The organism is Knoellia sp. AC549, from assembly GCF_979258975.1.
Genome location: NZ_OZ409890.1, coordinates 3,336,833 through 3,355,336 on the forward strand (window position 1 = coordinate 3,336,833; position 18,504 = coordinate 3,355,336).

Annotated in this window: 23 protein-coding genes; 10 read left to right on the forward strand and 13 right to left on the reverse strand. The window is 69.4% G+C overall.

Going from position 1 to position 18,504, the window contains the following annotated elements:
- Positions 1-6 precede the first annotated feature (6 nt).
- Together ACZZ98_RS16210 and ACZZ98_RS16215 are read right to left on the reverse strand one after the other, a co-directional pair.
- Positions 7-546, reverse strand: coding sequence for a hypothetical protein (locus ACZZ98_RS16210; protein WP_463517204.1), 540 nt, complete (start codon positions 544-546; stop codon positions 7-9).
- On the reverse strand, positions 543-899 hold the full coding sequence (locus ACZZ98_RS16215; protein WP_463517205.1) for a PadR family transcriptional regulator: 357 nt from the start codon (positions 897-899) through the stop codon (positions 543-545). The genes ACZZ98_RS16210 and ACZZ98_RS16215 overlap by 4 nt, the downstream gene beginning before the upstream one ends.
- Positions 900-992: 93 nt before the next feature.
- On the opposite strand from ACZZ98_RS16215, the gene ACZZ98_RS16220 reads away from it, so the two are divergent.
- Positions 993-1,976, forward strand: a complete 984-nt coding sequence (locus ACZZ98_RS16220; protein ID WP_463517206.1) for a carbohydrate kinase family protein — start codon at positions 993-995, stop codon at positions 1,974-1,976.
- Between the two features lie 10 nt (positions 1,977-1,986).
- A complete protein-coding gene (gene aat, locus ACZZ98_RS16225; protein WP_463517207.1) occupies positions 1,987-2,673 on the forward strand; it encodes a leucyl/phenylalanyl-tRNA--protein transferase in 687 nt (228 codons plus the stop codon).
- A gap of 3 nt (positions 2,674-2,676) precedes the next feature.
- Here aat and ACZZ98_RS16230 read toward each other — a convergent pair whose 3' ends face one another.
- Positions 2,677-2,979: a sulfurtransferase TusA family protein gene (locus ACZZ98_RS16230; RefSeq protein WP_463517208.1), complete on the reverse strand. Its 303-nt coding sequence runs from the start codon at positions 2,977-2,979 to the stop codon at positions 2,677-2,679.
- Positions 2,916-4,046 (reverse strand): cysteine desulfurase family protein, encoded by a 1,131-nt coding sequence (locus ACZZ98_RS16235; protein ID WP_463517209.1) that lies wholly within the window; start codon positions 4,044-4,046, stop codon positions 2,916-2,918. The genes ACZZ98_RS16230 and ACZZ98_RS16235 overlap by 64 nt, the downstream gene beginning before the upstream one ends.
- A 60-nt stretch (positions 4,047-4,106) precedes the next feature.
- On the opposite strand from ACZZ98_RS16235, the gene ctaC reads away from it, so the two are divergent.
- The 4 genes from ctaC to ACZZ98_RS16255 are packed head-to-tail and all read left to right on the forward strand — an operon-like array spanning position 4,107 to position 8,196.
- A complete protein-coding gene (gene ctaC, locus ACZZ98_RS16240; protein WP_463517210.1) occupies positions 4,107-5,033 on the forward strand; it encodes an aa3-type cytochrome oxidase subunit II in 927 nt (308 codons plus the stop codon).
- A gap of 31 nt (positions 5,034-5,064) precedes the next feature.
- Positions 5,065-6,795 carry an aa3-type cytochrome oxidase subunit I gene (ctaD, locus tag ACZZ98_RS16245; protein WP_463517800.1) on the forward strand — a complete coding sequence of 577 codons (1,731 nt, stop codon included), beginning with the start codon at positions 5,065-5,067 and terminating at the stop codon, positions 6,793-6,795.
- A gap of 3 nt (positions 6,796-6,798) precedes the next feature.
- Complete coding sequence (locus ACZZ98_RS16250; protein ID WP_463517211.1) at positions 6,799-7,203, forward strand: cytochrome c oxidase subunit 4; 405 nt, start codon at positions 6,799-6,801, stop codon at positions 7,201-7,203.
- A gap of 24 nt (positions 7,204-7,227) precedes the next feature.
- Positions 7,228-8,196, forward strand: a complete 969-nt coding sequence (locus tag ACZZ98_RS16255) for a DUF3500 domain-containing protein (RefSeq protein WP_463517212.1) — start codon at positions 7,228-7,230, stop codon at positions 8,194-8,196.
- On the opposite strand, the gene ACZZ98_RS16260 is transcribed toward ACZZ98_RS16255, so the two are convergent.
- From ACZZ98_RS16260 to ctaE, 7 genes are all read right to left on the reverse strand, one after another.
- Positions 8,193-8,546 carry a metallopeptidase family protein gene (locus ACZZ98_RS16260; RefSeq protein ID WP_463517213.1) on the reverse strand — a complete coding sequence of 118 codons (354 nt, stop codon included), beginning with the start codon at positions 8,544-8,546 and terminating at the stop codon, positions 8,193-8,195. The two genes, ACZZ98_RS16255 and ACZZ98_RS16260, sit on opposite strands and share 4 nt — an antisense overlap.
- A gap of 12 nt (positions 8,547-8,558) precedes the next feature.
- Complete coding sequence (locus ACZZ98_RS16265) at positions 8,559-9,713, reverse strand: RNA polymerase sigma factor (RefSeq protein WP_463517214.1); 1,155 nt, start codon at positions 9,711-9,713, stop codon at positions 8,559-8,561.
- Positions 9,714-9,728: 15 nt separating this feature from the next.
- Positions 9,729-10,142, reverse strand: coding sequence for a YciI family protein (locus ACZZ98_RS16270; protein ID WP_463517215.1), 414 nt, complete (start codon positions 10,140-10,142; stop codon positions 9,729-9,731).
- A 234-nt stretch (positions 10,143-10,376) separates the two neighbouring features.
- Complete coding sequence (gene qcrB / locus ACZZ98_RS16275) at positions 10,377-12,194, reverse strand: cytochrome bc1 complex cytochrome b subunit (RefSeq protein ID WP_463517216.1); 1,818 nt, start codon at positions 12,192-12,194, stop codon at positions 10,377-10,379.
- Entirely contained in the window at positions 12,191-13,318 is a 1,128-nt protein-coding gene (gene qcrA, locus ACZZ98_RS16280; protein WP_463517217.1) for a cytochrome bc1 complex Rieske iron-sulfur subunit, read from the reverse strand. The genes qcrB and qcrA overlap by 4 nt, the downstream gene beginning before the upstream one ends.
- 49 nt (positions 13,319-13,367) lie before the next feature.
- Positions 13,368-14,171 (reverse strand): cytochrome bc1 complex diheme cytochrome c subunit, encoded by an 804-nt coding sequence (gene qcrC / locus ACZZ98_RS16285; protein ID WP_463517218.1) that lies wholly within the window; start codon positions 14,169-14,171, stop codon positions 13,368-13,370.
- Between the two features lie 75 nt (positions 14,172-14,246).
- Positions 14,247-14,915, reverse strand: a complete 669-nt coding sequence (ctaE, locus tag ACZZ98_RS16290; protein ID WP_463517219.1) for an aa3-type cytochrome oxidase subunit III — start codon at positions 14,913-14,915, stop codon at positions 14,247-14,249.
- Between the two features lie 86 nt (positions 14,916-15,001).
- On the opposite strand from ctaE, the gene ACZZ98_RS16295 reads away from it, so the two are divergent.
- A complete protein-coding gene (locus tag ACZZ98_RS16295; RefSeq protein WP_463517220.1) occupies positions 15,002-15,463 on the forward strand; it encodes a response regulator transcription factor in 462 nt (153 codons plus the stop codon).
- A gap of 1 nt (position 15,464) precedes the next feature.
- Complete coding sequence (gene trpD / locus ACZZ98_RS16300; protein WP_463517221.1) at positions 15,465-16,538, forward strand: anthranilate phosphoribosyltransferase; 1,074 nt, start codon at positions 15,465-15,467, stop codon at positions 16,536-16,538.
- Between the two features lie 38 nt (positions 16,539-16,576).
- Here the strand turns inward: trpD and ACZZ98_RS16305 are convergent, their stop codons facing one another.
- Complete coding sequence (locus ACZZ98_RS16305) at positions 16,577-16,855, reverse strand: Lrp/AsnC family transcriptional regulator (RefSeq protein WP_463517222.1); 279 nt, start codon at positions 16,853-16,855, stop codon at positions 16,577-16,579.
- Positions 16,856-16,874: 19 nt separating this feature from the next.
- A complete protein-coding gene (locus tag ACZZ98_RS16310; protein WP_463517223.1) occupies positions 16,875-17,366 on the reverse strand; it encodes a cupin domain-containing protein in 492 nt (163 codons plus the stop codon).
- Between the two features lie 184 nt (positions 17,367-17,550).
- Between ACZZ98_RS16310 and ACZZ98_RS16315 the strand changes: the two genes are divergently transcribed.
- Both ACZZ98_RS16315 and ACZZ98_RS16320 read left to right on the forward strand, forming a co-directional pair.
- On the forward strand, positions 17,551-17,994 hold the full coding sequence (locus ACZZ98_RS16315; RefSeq protein WP_463517224.1) for a hypothetical protein: 444 nt from the start codon (positions 17,551-17,553) through the stop codon (positions 17,992-17,994).
- On the forward strand, positions 17,991-18,503 hold the full coding sequence (locus ACZZ98_RS16320; protein WP_463517225.1) for a hypothetical protein: 513 nt from the start codon (positions 17,991-17,993) through the stop codon (positions 18,501-18,503). Before ACZZ98_RS16315 ends, ACZZ98_RS16320 begins: the two co-directional genes overlap by 4 nt.
- Position 18,504: the final 1 nt, after the last annotated feature.

Sequence of the window (18,504 nt, forward strand, 5' to 3'; positions counted from 1 at the left end):
CCGGGGTCAGACGCGCTCGGGTTCGGCGGCACCGGCAGCCCGCTGCCGCCGGCGCAGGAGCCGCCAGGGCTGGGCGACGAGCAGGAATACGAGCAGCGGCGCCACGAGGAGAGCCCACGGTCGCTCGAAGCCGGCCTCGATCGTGCCCGGGGTGTGCTGGGCCGTGAAGCTCGTCCCGAACCACGGGAAGGTCCGCAGCTCGACGGTGTTGGTCACACCGGCGGCCTCGACCGTCTGGAGGATCGTGAGGAGGGTGGCCATGAGCCCCCAGAACACGAGCACGAAGGCAGCTGTGGCCCACAGCAGCCCCTGCGACCAGCGGGGCCGGGACGGGTCGGCCGGCTGCGCGGCATACGCCAGCTGTTTCGGTGAGCCGATCCCGAAGAGTGCGCGGGTCACCCCCACGTCGGACGTGGCCTCGAGGAGGTTTGCACGCAGCTCCGAGCGCAGGGCGCGGCGACGGCGGCCACGCACGCCGCGCATCTCCAGCCAGAAGTCGTAGCGCAGGACGGCGAACTCGATCCGGAGGCGGTCGACGGGCTTCATGCGGTGTCCCCTGACTGGTGGGCGGTGGTGGTTGCGGCGGTGGCGGTGGCGACGGACCGGACGAGGTCGCTCCACGAGGTGCGCCGGTGGTCGAGCTCGGCGGCGCCGGCGTCGGTGAGCCGGTAGTACTTGCGCGCCGGACCGGAGTCGCTGCGCAGGAGGTAGGACTCGAGGTAGCCCGCGCTCTCGAGGCGCGTGAGCCCCGGATAGACCGTGCCCTCGGCGAGCTCGTCGAAGCCGGCCGAGCGCAGCTGGGTGACGAGGCCGTAGCCGTAGTGGTCCCGGGTCGCGAGGGCGCTGAGGAGCAGGAGCCCGAGGACTCCCTTGAGCATCTGTGGATCATGGGTGGGCACGGCTCTACTGTGATGTGCAGTACTCGACATTGTCAAGTACCGGCTGCGAGGGCGGAGGGGCGCCGGGGGACGGCGAGGAGGTAGGTTGCCGACGTGCGTATCGCTGTCACCGGGTCCATCGCGACCGACCACCTCATGACCTTCAGGGGTCGGTTCGCCGACTCCCTCGTCGTCGAGCAGCTCGACAAGATCTCGGTGAGCTTCCTCGCCGACACGCTGGAGATCCGGCGAGGCGGGGTGGCCGGCAACATCTGCTTCGGCATGGCGGCGCTCGGCCAGCGGCCCCTGCTCGTCGGCGCGGCCGGGGAGGACTTCGGTGACTACCGCAGCTGGCTGAGCCGGCACGGGGTCAACTGCGACCACGTCCTCATCTCCACGACCAAGCACACGGCCCGCTTCGTCTGCACGACCGACGACGACATGGCCCAGATGGCGACCTTCTATGCCGGGGCCATGAGCGAGGCGCGGCTCATCGAGCTCGGCCCGATCGAGAACGCCGCCCCGCTCGACCTCGTCCTCATCGGCGCCAACGACCCCGAGGCGATGCTCCGGCACACTGACGAGTGCCGCAGCCGCGACATCACCTTCGTCGCGGACCCGTCGCAGCAGCTCGCCTTCGCCGACGGGCCGTTCATCCGCAAGCTCATCGAGGGCGCCGACTACCTCTTCACCAACGAGTACGAGGCGCACCTCACCGAGCAGAAGACCGGCTGGAGCGCCGCCGACATCGAGGCCCAGGTGACGACCCGGGTCATCACCAAGGGCAAGGACGGCGCCGTCATCATCACCCGCGGTGAGGAGCCCATCGAGGTCCCCATCGCCGGCGAGACGCGTCGGGCGGACCCCACCGGCGTCGGCGACGCGTTCCGCGCCGGCTTCCTCACCGGGCTCTCGGCGGGCCTGGGCCACCGTCGCTGCGCCGAGATCGGGTCCCTTCTGGCGACCTACGTCCTCGAGACGATCGGCACCCAGGAGTACGTCCTCGACAAGACGGCCTTCCTCGACCGGCTCGCGCAGTCCTACGGTGACGACTCGGCCGCCGAGGTCGAGCCGCACATCACCTGCGTGAGGCCCTGACCCCACGCCGGTGAGCGTCCCGTTCCCCCCTGTCGAGCCGCCCTCGAGCGAGTGGGCCCTCGGGCACGTCCGGCCCAGCGCCGGCGAGGACCTCGTCGCTGCCGGTGCCGACCTCGAGCCGGGGACCCTGCTCATGGCCTACCGCGCCGGTCTGTTCCCCATGGGTCTCGGGGACCACGGCGCGCGACCCATCGGATGGTGGTCTCCCGAGCCACGGGGAGTGCTCGTGCCGGGCGGCTTCCGCGAGCGGCGCTCCCTCAAGAAGGCCAGGGCCCGCTTCGAGATCCGCGTCGACACCGCCTTCGCCGACGTCATGGCGCGGTGCGCCGACCCCGAGCGCGAGGGCCGCTGGATCACCGACGAGATCATCGCGGCATACACCGGGCTGCACCGGCTCGGCTGGGCGCACAGCGTCGAGACGTGGCGGGACGGGTCCCTCGTCGGCGGGCTCTACGGCATCGCGATCGGTGGTCTCTTCGCCGGTGAGTCGATGTTCCACTCCGAGCGCGATGCGTCCAAGGTCGCCCTGGCCGCTCTGGTCGACATCGTCCACGCCGACGCCGACCCACGCCGGCTCATCGACGTCCAGTGGGCCACCGAGCACCTCGCACGGCTCGGGGTGCAGGAGTGGCCACGGGAGCGATACCTCGCAGCGCTCGGTGAGGCGTTGCAGGCGCCGCCCGCGCGGTTCGGCTGAGCTTCACCCCAGGACGACGGTGTATGCCGTGTGCGCACCCTGTCGTTCGACGGTCACCACGTGACCGCGCATCCGGGCCCATGCCGGGATGTCCGCCTCGGCTGCGGGGTCGTCGGCCCAGGCGAGCACCGTTGTGCCGGAGGGCAGCTCACGCGCCAGCCGCGCGAGATGGATCACGGGCAGCGGGCACTTGAGGCCTCGGGCATCGACATCGGGCGACGGGTGCGGATCGGGAGCAGGCTTCACAGGTCGGTCACCCCGAGGCGTGAGCGCAGGTCGGCGATGACGCCGGGGAGCTCGCGGCACAGGGTCTCCACGTCGCTCGCCCGGTCGGGTGCGACGGCCTCGAGGGGGAGCGTGACGCGGACGTTGCCGTGGGTGAGGGCGCCCATGGCGGCCAGGACGTGGCTGGGCTCCAGACGGCTCGAGGTGCACGCCGACCCGGACGCGACGACGATGCCGCGCCGGTCGAGGGCGTCGACGAGGCTCTCGCCGTCGACATAGAGGGCGCTGAAGGTCACGACGTGGGGGAGTCGGTCGCTCGGGTCGCCCACGACGTCGACGTCCGGGATGTCGGCGGCAGCCGCCCGGATCCGGTCGACGAGGGCGTGGGCCGAGGCCGACTCGGCAGCACGCGCGTGCGTGGTCTGCTGCCACGCCTCCGCAGCGGCCAGGGCGAGCGGCACCCAGGGATCGGCCGGCTCACGCCCGTGCTCGGGCTCCCACCGTGGGCCCGGCAGGTCGAAGCGCGTGCCGGTGCGGACGACGAGCACCCCGAGCGGAGGCCCGGCCACGCAGGAGGCGTCCCCGGCGAGGACGTCGAAGCTGTCAGGCGTGGCCATCCGCCCCAGCGAGGAGGTGCCGTCCACCAGGAGCGGAAGGCGAGCTGCACGGCATACCGGGAAAAGGTCGTCGAGGGGCTGCGTCGTGCCGACCTCTCCGTTGGCCTGCTGGAGGGCGACCGCCGCCACCGGCGGACCGGCAGCGAGGGCGGAGCGCAGCGTCTCGGGCAGCAGGCGGCCCCACCGGTCGACGGGCAGGGGGTCGGCCTCGGGGTCGGCGTCGTGGGCCTCATGGAGGAGGACGGCCTGGTCGACGGCGGACGTCACGACTCGGGCGCCGACGCGACGGCGTGCATGTCGCAGACCCGCCACCCCGGTGCGCAGGGCGTGCGCGCCGCTCGGATGGAAGGACACCTCGTCGGGCCGGACGCCCAGCGACGCGGCGACGCTCTCGCGGGCGCGGTCGAGGAGGAGGCGGGCCCGGCGACCGTCCCGATGGAGGCGCCGAGGATCGGCCCACCCCGCGTCGAGGGCCGCGAGCAGGGTGTCGCGGGCGGAGGGGTGCAGAGGGCTGCGGGTGGCGTCCAGCACGCCTCGACCGTAACGCCACCCGTCCCCGGGCCGATCCCTTCCATGCACTAGTCTTTCTTCGTGTTCCAGCAGACGAAGCAGGAGGGTGCCGCGGTGCCGCAGGACGACCGTTTCACGCCCCGCACACGCGGCCGCCGGGCGGCCATCTGGGCCCTCGTGGCCGTGGTCGCGATGGCGGCTCTCAGCGGGTGCGAGCTGGGTGACGTCAAGGACGGCTTCCTGCCCCGGGGCGTCACCGAGAACGCCGAGCGGGTGCGCTCGCTCTGGATCGGCGCCTGGATCGCCGCACTCCTCGTGGGAGCCCTCGTGTGGGGCCTCATCCTGTGGTGCGTGGTGGCCTACCGTCGCCGCCGCGACGACAACGAGCTCCCGGTGCAGCTGCGCTACAACGTGCCACTGGAGATCCTCTACACGATCGTCCCGATCTTCATGGTCGCGGTGTTCTTCTTCTACACCGCTCGTGACCAGAGCGCCCTGCTGGACACCTCCAAGGACCCGGCCGTGACGGTGAACGTCGTCGGCAAGCAGTGGTCCTGGGACTTCAACTACGTCGAGGGCGACGTCCACGAGACCGGCACCCAGGCGATCCTCACGGGGGAGCCGGGCGCCGAGGAGACCATCCCGACCCTGTACCTGCCGGTGGGCGAGCGCGTCGAGTTCGTGCTCACCGCCCGCGACGTCATCCACTCCTTCTGGGTGCCGCAGTTCCTGCAGAAGCTCGACATGATCCCCGGCAAGGTCAACAAGTTCCAGGTCGTCCCGACCGAGGAAGGCACCTTCAAGGGCAAGTGCGCGGAGCTGTGCGGCGCCTACCACTCGCAGATGCTGTTCAACGTCAAGGTGGTGCCGCGTGCGGAGTTCGACGCGCACCTGGCCGACCTGGAGTCACGCGGCCAGACCGGCATGCTCGGGACCGACCTCAACCGTGAGGGCTCGGGCCTGGTTCCCGGCGAGGACGAGAAGCTGCCCGAAGAGCTGAGGAACTGACCAGATGAGCGCGGCAACAGAAACCAGCACCATGCTCCGTGAGCGCGAGTCCACTCGCGCACGGCCGCGGCTCGCGCCCGGCGCCACGGTGGTCAAGTGGGTCACCACGACCGACCACAAGGTCATCGGCAACCTCTACTTCATCACCTCGTTCGCGTGGTTCCTCATGGGCGGCGTCATGGCGCTCATCATCCGCGCCGAGCTGTTGCAGCCGGGCATGCAGGTCGTGGACAACCCCGACCAGTTCAACCAGCTGTTCACGATGCACGGCACGATCATGCTGCTGCTGTTCGCGACGCCCCTGTTCGCGGCCTTCGCCAACGCGCTGATGCCGCTGCAGATCGGCGCGCCGGACGTGTCGTTCCCACGGCTCAACATGTTCGCCTACTGGCTCTACCTCTTCGGCGGCCTCATCGCGGCCGGTGGCTTCCTCACCCCCGGTGGCGCGGCCGCGTTCGGGTGGTTCGCCTACACCCCGCTCTCCGACGCCTCCTACAGCCCGGGCATGGGCGGCAACCTCTGGGTCTTCGGCCTGGCGCTCAGCGGCTTCGGGACCATCCTCGGCTCGGTCAACTTCATCACGACCATCCTGACGATGCGCGCCCCCGGCATGACGATGTTCCGGATGCCGATCTTCGTGTGGACCGTCCTCATCACCTCGATCCTCGTGCTCCTCATCTTCCCGGCGCTGGCGGCCGCGCTCTTCGCGCTCGGCGCCGACCGGCGGTTCGGGGCGCACATCTTCGACCCGGACAGCGGCGGGGTGATGCTCTGGCAGCACGTCTTCTGGTTCTTCGGTCACCCAGAGGTCTATGTCATCGCGCTGCCCTTCTTCGGGATCATCTCCGAGATCCTCCCGGTCTTCTCCCGCAAGCCGGTCTTCGGCTACAAGACCCTCGTCTACGCGACCATCGCCATCGCCGCGCTGTCGGTCTCGGTCTGGGCCCACCACATGTACGGCACGGGCCAGGTGCTCCTCCCGTTCTTCGCCATCATGACGATGCTCATCGCGGTGCCGACGGGCGTGAAGTTCTTCAACTGGATCGGCACGATGTGGGGCGGCAAGCTCACCTTCGCCACCCCGATGCTGTGGGCCGTCGGCTTCCTCGTGACCTTCCTCTTCGGCGGTCTCACCGGCATCATCCTCGCCAGCCCGGCGCTCGACTTCCACCTCACCGACAGCTACTTCGTCGTGGCGCACTTCCACTACGTCGTCTTCGGCACCGTCGTCTTCGCAATGTTCGGCGGCTTCTACTTCTGGTGGCCCAAGCTCACCGGTCGGATGCTCGACGAGACGCTGGGCAAGATCCACTTCTGGATGCTGTTCATCGGCTTCCACGCCACCTTCCTCATCCAGCACCTTTTGGGCATCTGGGGCATGCCGAGGCGCTACGCCGACTACCTCCCCGAGGACGGCTTCACGCTCGCCAACCAGATCTCGTCCGCCGGCGCCTTCCTCCTCGGCGCATCGATGCTCCCGTTCTTCTACAACCTCTGGAAGACCTGGCGCTACGCACCGCTCGTGGAGACCGACGACCCGTGGGGCTACGGCGCCTCCCTCGAGTGGGCGACGTCGTGCCCGCCGCCGCGCCACAACTTCAACTCCATCCCGCGGATCCGCTCCGAGCGTCCGGCCTTCGACCTCAACCACCCCGAGGCCGCCCCGGCCGGCTACGAGTCCACCGGGCTCGTCAAGGCACTTGGCGCCGCCGACATCGGCGACGACTCCATGTCGAACACGACGAAGAAGCAGGAGTCCTGAACCATGCTGGCGATGGAACGGATCGGCTACATCCTCGGTGTCTTCGCCGCCCTGATGGCGGTCGTCTACGGCGCCTGGAACAAGTGGACCGAGCCCATCGGCGTCGTGTGTCTGGTCGTGACCGCGCTGCTCGGCTTCATGATCGCTGGCTACCTCAACATCACCCGACGCAAGCTCGAGGGCGTCCCGCCGGAGGATGACCCGCTGGGCGAGATCAGCGACATCGCGGGGGACTACGGCTTCTTCAGCCCGTACAGCTGGTGGCCGCTCTGGCTCGGTGCGTCCTGCGCCCTGATCTTCCTCGGCCTGGCCATCGGCTGGTGGCTCGTCGCCCTCGGTGCCTTCTTCGTCATCCCGGCGCTCGTCGGTTGGGTCTTCGAGTACTGGAAGGGCCCCCACGCCCTCTGACCCGGGGCCAGGACGACTTCGGACATGACGGACCGTGACCTGACCACGAGGCTCACCCGCGTGGCGTCCGACCTGCTCGGCGCCGTGTCGACAGCCGGTCGGGTCGACCTCTTGGCCACCGTGGATGACCCCACGTGGACCCAATGGAGCTATCTCCCCGGCGATCGCCCGGGCCTCTCGCTCGAGCACGCCGACCCCGAGCTGCTGGGTCACGTCAGCGCTCTGATCGCGGCCTCGCACTCGCAGCGGGGTGCCGACCTCGTGGCCGGTGCCATAGCGGTCGAGCGCGAACGTCGCAGGTCCCTCTCCGGGCAGACCCCGAGCGGCGACCGCTACTGGCTTCGGGTCCACGGGACACCGGGCTCGGACACGACCTGGGCGTGGCGGCTGGGCGGCCACCACGTCGGGGTACACGTGAGCGTGGTGGGTGAGGCGTTCACGGCCACTCCGCACTTCATCGGGTCCGAACCGGCACACCTCACGGACGGTGAGCATGCCGGGACGCGCCTCCTGGGGCGCGAGGAGGATCTCGCACGCGATCTTGTGGCCCAGCTACGACCGGCCCAACGCCAGCTTGCCGTCAGCTCCGAGACCGCCCCGGCTGACATCCTCAGCGCGATGGACCCGGTCGTCGACCCGAGCGTCCTGCCGACCGGCATCCGGCGGGCGGAGCTCGACAGCGCCCAGCGGCGGACGTTCGACGCACTGGCCGGGCGCTACCTCGATCGCCTGCCCACGGCCTACGCCGAGGAGTGCTGGACCGAGGCGATGGACCTCGCCGCCGACGACATGGCCTTCGCCTGGGCGGGTGGCACCGCGGTCGGTCAGGGGCACTACTACTGCCTCACGACGCCGGTGTTCCTCATCGAGTACGACAACACCCAGGACGGCGCCAACCACGCCCACTCCGTCCTGCGTCACCTGCGGGACGACTTCGGTGGGGACGCCCTGCGGCGCCACCACCGCGACTCGCACGGCTCCACGGCGAGCTAGCCCCAGCCGAGCTCGTGCAGCGCGGCGTCGTCGATGCCGAAGTGGTGCGCGATCTCGTGGACGACGGTCACGGCGATCTCCTCCCGCAGTTCTTCGAGGTCATCACACATCCGCGTGAGCGGCCCCTGGAAGAGGGTGATGCGGTCCGGGAGGTTGCCCAGGCCCCACCCGGAGTCACGCTCGGTCAGCGGGATGCCGTCATAGACACCGAGGAGGTCGGGGTCATCAGCCGGGGGCTCGGCCTCGACGAGGAAGACGACGTTGTCGAGCATCGCCATGAGCTCCTCGGGCACCTCGTCGAGCGACTCCTCGACGATTGACTCGAAGGCTGCTGCATCGATGGGCTCCACGGCCCAACCCTGTCATGGCTGCGGTGGACGGGCGTGCAGCCGAGCCGCCTGGCGGGTGAGATGGTCACGCTCGGCAACGCTGCCTGCGGCACGGGCGGCCACGGCATACAGGGCCTGGGCCCGGGCGAGGTCGCCGGCGCGCTCGTGGAGGTGCGCGCGCACGGCGGCATGCCTGGGCACGCTCTCGGGGACCCGGGCGACCGCGGCCAGCCCGGCCAGGGGTCCGTCGGCCTCACCGACGGCGACCGCCCGGTTCAGCTCGACGACGGGGGTGGGGTGCAGCCGGAGCAGCTCGTCGTACCACTCCAGGATCTGGGTCCAGTCCGTCTGGTCGGCGGTGGGTGCGTCGGCATGGAGGGCGGCGATCGCCGCCTGTGCCTGGTACTGGCCCAGGCGGTCCTGCGCGAGAGCCGACTGGAGGATCTCGACGCCCTCGGCGATGAGCGTGGTGTCCCACAATGCGCGGTCCTGGTCGGTCAGGCTCACGAGCGCCCCGTCGCTCGCCCACCGAGCAGGTCGTCGGGCATGGTGGAGCAGCATGAGGGCGAGCAGCCCACCGACCTCGGGCTCGCTCGTCGAGGCCGCCAGCTGGCGGGTCAGGCGGATGGCCTCCTGAGCCAGGTCGACCTCGCCGGTGTGGCCCTCGTTGTAGATGAGGTAGAGCACCCGGAGCACGACGCCGAGGTCCCCGGGCTCGGTGAGGCGCTCCTGCGCCAGGGTGCGCTTGGCCCGCGAGATGCGCTGGGCCATGGTGCTCTCGGGCACGAGGTATGCCGTGGCCACCTGACGCGTCGTGAGGCCACCGACGGCCCGCAGGGTCAGTGCCACCGCCGAGGCGGGCGTGAGCGCCGGATGACAGGCCAGGAAGAGCAGGAGCAGGGTCTCGTCCGCCCCCGTGACCGGCCCCGCTGGGGGCTGCTGGTGGTCGGCGAGCTCGCGCCGGCGCCGGGCGCTGTGTGATCTCATCGCGTCGACGTGCTTGCGCCAGGCCGTCGTCACGAGCCAGGCGAACGGGTCGTCGGGGCGGTGTGCGGCCCAGCTGCGGGAAGCCTCGAGAAGCGCTTCCTGGACGGCGTCCTCGCCCGAGGCGAAGTCAGCACCTCGCCGGACGAGGACGCCGAGGACGCGGGGACCGAGGTCCTTGAAGAGTCCGTCCAGGTCGCGCATGAGGCTCTCTCGGGGTCAGCCGTCGATCTCGGGCGGTGCCTCGAGGAACGGCCGGACCTCGATCCACTCGTGCAGCGGCGTGCCCCCCGGACCGGGCGCGGACGAGAGGAAGGCTGCGACCTCGTGGGCCCGCTCCTTCGAGTCGACGTCGATGGCCATCCATCCGGCGATGAGATCCTTGGTCTCGGCGAAGGGGCCATCGGTGACCGGTGGCTTGCCCTGGCCGCCGAAGCGCACGAACGTGCCCTCGGGCGAGAGCGCCCGCTCGTCGACGAACTCACCCTGCTTCCGCAGCGTGTCCGCGACGTGACCCATGAAGGCGATGTGGTCGCTGACCTCCTGCGGCGTCCACTGGTCCATGGGGACGTCCTCGTGGAGCTGTCGCTCCGGTCCGCCGCGGTAGTGCTTGAGAAGCAGGTACTTCGCCATCGTGGTCTCTCCTTGTCCCGTCGCGACCCGAGTGGCCGCCGACACCCCTGAGACGGAACCGTGAGCCGGTTCTCGACATCCTCGCGACCATTCTTTCGCGACCCGGCGATGTGGGGGGTCAGCGGCACCCCGGGGAGGGTGGGCCCCACAGACGACGGTGACCCCGAGGAGAGGTCCTCGAGGTCACTGTCGATGATGCAGGAGGCGGCGGTCCGTCAGGCCCGCCGCGCGCCCTCACTCCCTGACGCGGCTGGCGCTGCCGATGGAGGAGTCGGCGCCGGCATCGGTGTCGGCGCCGTGGCCACCGTCGCCCGGACCATGGTCCTGCGTGCCTTCGATGCCTTCGTAGTCGAAGGGTGCCTCGATCTCCTCGGCGTGGTGGCCGTCGTGGTGGGCCGCTGCGAGCTCGGCCGGGGTGACCGGGTTGACGGCGTCCTTGAAGTAGAAGTGCGACAGCTTGGCGCGGAGCCGCTCCTTGCGAGCAGCCGGCCGCGCGACGCCGTTCTCGTCGACGTCGGGGCTGAGCTCGAGGGGCTTGACCGGCTCGTGCTGCACGAGGATCCACCGCTCCCGGTCCGTGAGGGCGTCGTGCCGCTCGTGGAACGAGCCGTCCGCACCGCGGATGATGCGCCCGGACTCCCGCGAGTGCAGAGCGAGCTCACGGTCGTGGCGCTGCAGGCTGAGGCAGATGCGCTTGGTGACGATGAAGGCCAGCGGCGGGAAGAGGAACAGGCCGATCTGGAAGAACCTGGTGAGGTCGTTGATCGACATGCCGAGCTTGATGGCCATGATGTCGTTGCCCGAGGCGAACAGGAACACCGAGTAGGCGACGATCCCCGCCATGCCGATGCCGGTGCGCGTCGGGTTGTTGCGCGGGCGGTCGAGCAGGTGGTGCTCGCCCGTGTCTCCAGTGACCCAGCGCTCGACGAAGGGGTAGACGCCGATGACGATGTAGACCAACGGCAGCAGGACGAGCGCTCCGAGCGCGATGTTGAGCGACAGGGTGTTCCCGAAGATCTGGAACTCCAGCCAACCGGGCAGCAGGCGCAGCGCGCCGTCGTAGGCACCCATGTACCAGTCGGGCTGGGAGCCGGCGGTGACCGGCGAGGGGTCGTAGGGGCCGTAGGCCCAGATCGGGTTGATCGTGAACAGGGCCGAAATCAAGGCGATGATGCCGAAGACGATGAAGAAGAACCCGCCGGCCTTGGCGGCATACACCGGCATGACGCGGTAGCCGACGACGTTGTCGTTGGTGCGGCCCGGCCCGGGGAACTGGGTGTGCTTGTTGACCGCCACGAGGATGATGTGCGCGGTGAACAGGCCGACGATGATCGCCGGCAGAAGCAGCACGTGGGCGCTGTAGAGGCGCGGGATGATCGCCTCACCGGGGAACGGGCCACCGAAGATGCCGTAGGCGAGGTAGGACCCGATGACCGGAGCGGTCTGGACGAAGCCCTCCATGGCCCGCAGGCCGGTTCCGGAGAGGAGGTCGTCGGGGAGGGAGTAGCCGGCGAAGCCCTCGATCGCTGCCAGGAGGGCAAGGACGGTGCCGATGACCCAGTTGAGCTCACGCGGCTTGCGGAAGGCCCCGGTGAAGAACACGCGGAACATGTGGACGGTGAGGCCGACGACGAACATCAGCGCTGCCCAGTGGTGGATCTGGCGGACGAGGAGGCCACCCGGGATGTCGAACGAGATGTCGAGCGTCGAGGCGTAGGCCTCGGACACGGTCTGGCCCCGCAGCGGGACGTACGACCCGTCGTAGACGATCTGGCCGGCGCTGGGGACGAACCAGAGGGTGAGCAGGGCTCCTGAGATGAGGCAGATGATCAGCGAGTACATCGCGATCTCGCCGAGCATGAACGACCAGTGGTCGGGGAAGACCTTGCGCAGGAGGTAGTTGACGCCCTTGGCGGCGCTCGTGCGGTCGTCGATCCACCCGGCCATGCCGCCGGCCTTGCGGGCCGTCGCGCTCGACCCGGGCGTCACCTCGGTGTCGCCGTCCCGAAGGCGGTCCGCCGGTCGCCCGGTGGGGAAGGTCTCGGTGCTCATGCGGAACCACGCTCCCAGAAACTCGGTCCGACAGCCTCTTTGAACGGGCCCTTGGAGATGAGATACCCCTCATCATCGACGGTGATCGGCAATTGCGGAAGGGCGCGCTTGGCCGGTCCGAAGATCACCTTGCAGTCCTGCGTCACGTCGAACGTGGACTGGTGACACGGGCAGAGCAGGTGGTGGGTCTGCTGCTCGTACAGGCCCACGGGGCAACCCACGTGGGTGCAGATCTTGGAGTAGGCGACGATGCCCTGGTGGCCCCAGTCCTTCTCCTTCTGCGACACGATCTCGTCGGGGTCGAGGCGCATGAGGAGGACGGCCGCCTTGGCCTTCTCCTCGAGGACGTGGTGGTCGAGGTCGAGCAGACCCTCGGGCAGGACGTGGAAGACCGAGCCGATGGTGACGTCGCTGGCCTTGATCGGTGTGTTCTGGGGGTCGCGCACGAGGCGCATCGGCGCGTTGAGGTAGGTGCCGTCCTCCTGCTCGCCGTTCCAGAAGCTCACCGAGAGGTCATCGCCGGGCATGGGTCCGAGACCGCCGATGAGGGGGAGGACGACCGGCACGGCGAACAGGCCGAGGGCCCCGCCCATGGCGTACTTGATGAAGGGCCGACGGGTGAGGTGCGAGGTCTCTGCGCCGTCACCGAGGATGTTGACGAAGTTTTCGCGGTGCTCGTCGGCCGAGCGCATCAGGTGACGCTCCTCGACCTCCTCCTCGTCGGGCATGAGGGCCTTGGCCCACTGGACCGCGCCGAAACCGATGCCGAGGAGGGACGCGGCCATGGTCACGCCGAGGACCAGGTGGAGGGCGTTGGTCCGGCCGATGCCGGGGACGAACATCGTGGCCTGCTCGTCGATCGCGAAGTAGGCGACGATGAAGCCGAGCGTGCCCAGGATCGAGATCAGGAAGAGCCCTCCGACGACGCGCTCGGCGCGCTTGGCGGCGACCTCGTCGAGGTCGGTGCCACGGTGGACGTGGGGCGCGAAGCCGGGGTTCTCGAAGCGCTCGGGGATGCCGCCGTCACCGACGACGTGGCCCTCATCGAGGCGAACGGCACCCGAACCGAACTCACCCGTGGGGATGACCTCGCCTCGGGTGGAGTGGCTGTCCTGCTCGTTCATCGGTCGTTCGATCCTGTCGACGGAGAGTGGGGAGCGGCGGCGCGCACGGTCAGGCCGACTTCTGGCCGAGCCAGACCGCTGCGGCGACCAAGAGGCCGAGTCCGAAGAACCAGGCGAACCAGCCTTCGGTGACGGGTCCGAGTGAGCCCAGGGCGTGACCGCCCTGCTGGGGCGCGTCCTCGACCGACTTGAGGAAGGCGATGATGTCTCGCTTGTCCTCGGGGGCGATGTTGGCGTCGTTGAAGACGGGCATGTTCTGCGGGCCGGTCACCATGGCCTCGTAGATGTGCTTGCCCTCGACGCCCTCGAGTGACGGTGCGTACTTGCCGCGGGTGAGGGCCCCGCCGGCGCCGGCGAAGTTGTGGCACATGGCGCAGTTGACGCGGAAGAGCTCACCACCCTTGGCGGGGTCTCCTTTGGCCGGGTCGACGTCCTCCTCGGAGGGCACGGCCGGGCCGGCAGCCAGGGACGCGATGTAGGCGGCGACCTGGTCGATCTCCTCCTGGCTGAACTGGACGTCGGACGGCTCGGCCTGCACGCTCGGCTGGCGCATCGGCATGCGGCCGGTGCCCATCTGGAAGTCGACGGCTGCTGCGCCGACGCCCGCGAGGGCGGGTCCGGCGATCCTGTCGTCGTTGCCGGTGGCGCGGCCCTCGGCGTTGACACCGTGGCACGAGGCGCAGTTGGCGACGAAGAGGTTCTTGCCCGCGGCGACGTCCTCGGCGGTGCTCGCCTCGGCCTGCGCGGGCTGCGGCGCGACGGCCGCATAGGCGAAGCCGGTCACGAGAAGGCCGAGCATGAGCAGGATGGCGATCGCCGCCGGGTGACGGCGACGGGCTGCCAGTGCGTTCACGGTGCGGTCCTGTCGGGGGTCTCGGGGATGTCTTGTGCGGTGGAGCTGGTCAGGCTAGTCGGGAGACTGGTCACGTCACTGCAGCAGGTAGATCATCGCGAACAGCGCGATCCACACGACGTCGACGAAGTGCCAGTAGTAGGAGGTGACGACCGCGCCGGTCTCCTGGAGGTGGGTGTAGCGGCGCGTCGTGAAGGTGCGTCCGATGATGAGCAGGAAGGCGATGAGGCCACCGGTGACGTGCATGCCGTGGAAGCCGGTCGCGAGGTAGAAGATCGACGAGTAGGAGTCAGTGCTCAGGGTGATGCCCTCGTGGACGAGGTGGGCGTACTCGTAGACCTGTCCGGCGATGAAGATCGAGCCGAAGATGTAGGTCAGGACGTACCACTCGCGCATGCCCCACTGCTTGAACTGCCGGAAGGAACCCGTGCGGGCGACCTGCCCGCTCTCGGCCTTCCAGACGCCGAGCTGGCACCACACGGACGAGATCACGAGGATCACCGTGTTGGCGAAGGCGAAGGGCACGTTGAGCTGCTCGGTCCGGATGTCCCACTGCTCCGGCAGGTTGCCGCGGAGCGAGAAGTAGAAGGCGAACAGCGCCGCGAAGAACATCAGCTCACTGGCCAGCCAGACCATCGTGCCGACCGCGACCATGTTGGGTCGGGTCGCCGGACCGTAGTCCGGGATGCTCGGAACCGGACCGGAGACTCGAGTCGTTGTTTCTGCGATCGCCACGAGCGTCATTATTGCCGCATTCCTCTGTGAATGCTGCACCGACCCCCGGGTTGGTGGTGTCCGGCGCAGGAACCCCCCGTGGCTAGGATGACGGCATGACCTCAGCACACCCGGTTGACCACGCGACGACGGGTCCGGCGACCACCGGAGGCGGCCCCGCCCACCAGGTCTCCGTCCTGCTCTACAGCGACGACATCACCACCCGTGACGCCGTGCGCGCGGCGGCGGGCCGTCGTCCTGCCCGCGACGTCGAGGTCACTCGTTGGCTCGAGTGTGCGACGGCCTTCGCCGTCACCGAGGCGCTCGACGCCGGTGGCTGGGACGTCGTCGTCCTCGACGGTGAGGCCGCCAAGAACGGTGGCCTGGGTCTGTGCCGCGAGCTCAAGAACGAGATCTACCGCTGCCCGCCCATCCTCGTCCTCACGGGTCGCCCCCAGGACGGTTGGCTCGCCGCCTGGTCCCTCGCCGACGATGCGGTGCCCCACCCCCTGGACCCCATCAAGGTCGCCGAGGCGATTGCCGGGCTCGCGCGCACACGCGCCTCGGACCACGGCTGACGTGGCGGCCACGACCCCCTCTGCGGGCCTGACGTGGCCTGACCTGCTCAGCCGGCTCCTCGCTCGCGAGGACCTCTCGCTCGACGAGGCTCGCTGGGCGATGACCCGCATCATGGGGGGCGAGGCCACCCCCGCCCAGGTCGCGGGGTTCCTCATGGCGCTGCGCTCCAAGGTCGAGTCGGTGGCCGAGGTCCGCGGTCTGGCGGACGTCATGCTCGAGCACGCCCACCGCATCGAGGTGCCGGGCGAGAGCATCGACATCGTCGGCACCGGTGGTGACCGCTTCGGCACCGTCAACATCTCCACGATGTCGTCGGTCGTCATCGCCGCGACCGGGTTGCGCGTCGTCAAGCACGGCAACCGGGCGGCGTCGTCGAAGTCCGGCTCGGCCGACGTCCTCGAGTCGCTCGGGGTCAACCTGGCGCTCACCCCCGACCAGGTGCGCAGGGTCGCGCTCGACGCGGGCATCACCTTCTGCTTCGCGCAGACCTTCCACCCGTCGATGCGGCACGCCGGTCCGGCTCGTGCCGAGCTCGGGGTCCCCACGGCGTTCAACCTCCTGGGACCGCTCACGAACCCGGCACAGCCGACGTATGCCGCAGTCGGCGTCGCGGACGTGCGTTTCCTCCCGATCGTCGCAGGAGTGTTCGCGGACCGCGGGACGTCGGCGGCGGTCTTCCGTGGTGACGAGGGGCTCGACGAGATGTCCATCGCGGGGCCGACGACCCTGTTGTGGGCTCGTGGCGGCGTGGTCGACGAGGTGTCGGTGCACCCGTCCGACGTGGGACTCGAGGTCTCGACGATCGAGAGCATCCGGGGAGGCCTGGCTGACGAGAACGCCGAGGTGGCTCGCCGGGTCTTCGCCGGTGACCGAGGTCCGGCGCGGGACGCCGTCGTCCTCAACGCCGGCACGGCCCTCGCTGTGGCGGCAGGTGCTGCCGGCACGTCGGCTCCCGAGATCCACGCGGCCATCGCGGCAGGTGTCGAGCGAGCTGCCGGAGCGATCGACTCCGGTGACGCGGCTGCACTGTTGGACCGCTGGGTCGGCGCGAGCGGCGCCGTCGCCGACAGCTGAGCCGGCCGGCATACCCCGACCGGCGAGCCGAAGGCTCGCTACTCGAGACCGAGGCTGAAGGCGGCCTCGAGGTCGTGCCTGGAGTAGGTCTGGAAGGCGATGTGCGTGGCCGTGCCGGTGACGCCTTCGACCTTGTTGAGGTTGTCGGCGATGACCTTGGCGAGCTCGTCGTGCTGACGCACGCGCACCATGGCGATGAGGTCGGCGTCCCCGGCGACGGAGTACACCTCGCTCACGCCGTCGAGCTCGGCGACCTCCTGGGCCACCTCGGGGATCCGGTTGACGTCGGCAGTGATGAGGACGATGGCGGTGATCACGTCTCGCAGCGTAGTCGGGTCAGTCCTCCTGCCAGAAGTTGTCGTGGGCGGCCATGAACTCGGCCTGCTCCTCCTCGCTCATCGCGGCGATCCCGCCCTCCTGCGCCAGCCCCTCGAAGTAGGCCTCGCGCGGCGCCCCCGGCGCGAAGTGGAGGAGCATCGAGGCCGGGCCGTCCTCGTTGCGGAAGCCGTGGAGCCCGCCCGGCGGCACGTGGAGGAAGTCGCCGGAGCCGGCCTTGACCCAGCTGTCGCCGTCGAAGATCGTGACCGTGCCCTCGAGCACGTAGAAGGACTCGGAGATGGTCCGGTGGAAGTGTGACCCGGGACCGCTCGGAGGCCCGGCGAACTCCCACCGATAGAGGCCGAAGAGGCCTCCGGTGGCAGCGCCCCGGGCGAGGTAGTGCACGCGGTTTCCGTTGGGGTAGACCACGTCTGGCTCGTCCGCCCCGGGTCGAACCCAGGCCGACTTCTCGCCGCTGGGGCCGGTGTAGAGCGGTGGGGGATAGGACACGGGATCGCTCCTCGAGGGTCGGGGTGGTGTGGCGACGCATCGAGCGTAGGCCGGTGACCGGTCCGGGGAGAAGCTCCCCGTCACCAGCGGTTGCGGGCCTCCGGTGCCGGCCATAGCCTCGCTCCGGGGGCTTCGGTCAGGGGTCTCACTCGACATGCAGGACTTGTGAGGGAGTGCGTTCATCATGCGATTCGGCACACGACGACTGATCCTGGCCGCGGGGGTTGCCGGGCTCGTCCTGGCATCGGCGCCCGCCGGTCAGGCCGGCACCGGCTACTTCAACACCTACCAGGACGAGGGCGCGACCCCCAACGTGGGCGAGCACACCGGTGCCCAGGGATTCGCCGTGGGCGCGGACTACAACTACTCGATCAAGAACCGCACGCGTGACGATGGGTCGGCGGTCATCTACCGCGTCCCCAACGCCACCGAGGTGCCGCAGGTGATGAAGAACGGCGCCAACGGGTCGAGCTCCATCACGGGGCTGGGGCACGCCAACGACATGACGATCGTGACCATCGGTGGGGTCAACCACTTCTTCGTCGTCACGATGTCGACCACCGGCTACCAGGTCAAGAAGCTAGCTACTCGGGCAACACCTATCGCGAGGTCGGCCGCTTCACGGTGAAGGACTCGAGCGGGGCCACCAAGGCCGTGTCCGGCATCAACCGGGTCCTGGTCACGTCGACGAAGATCGACTTCTTCTTCAAGAGCGGTGCCACGGTCTACCGGGGCAGCATCCCCGCGACGGCCAACACGGGGAACATCACGGTCTCGACGGCGTTCACGCTGAAGACCAGCGGTGCTCTGGTCAACGGCCAGCCGATCGACCTCACCGGCTTCGCGAACCAGGGATTCTTCTACCACGAGTCGAAGCAGGTCCTCTACTACCCGCTCACCAAGGACAACGTCAGTGTCGTGCTGGTCTATCGCAACGTGAGCCCCACGTCGTCGGGGGTCCTCTCGCCCTCGAGCGACACCTCCTTCCGCATCACCTCCTCGAAGTACAGCAAGTTCGAGATGGAGAGCCTGGGGATCAACAGCAAGGACGGCAAGCTGTACTTCAACACCAACCGTTCGACGAGCACCAACGGCAACCTCGACGGTGTCCACGTCTTCGAGGGCTACGTGGCCTGAC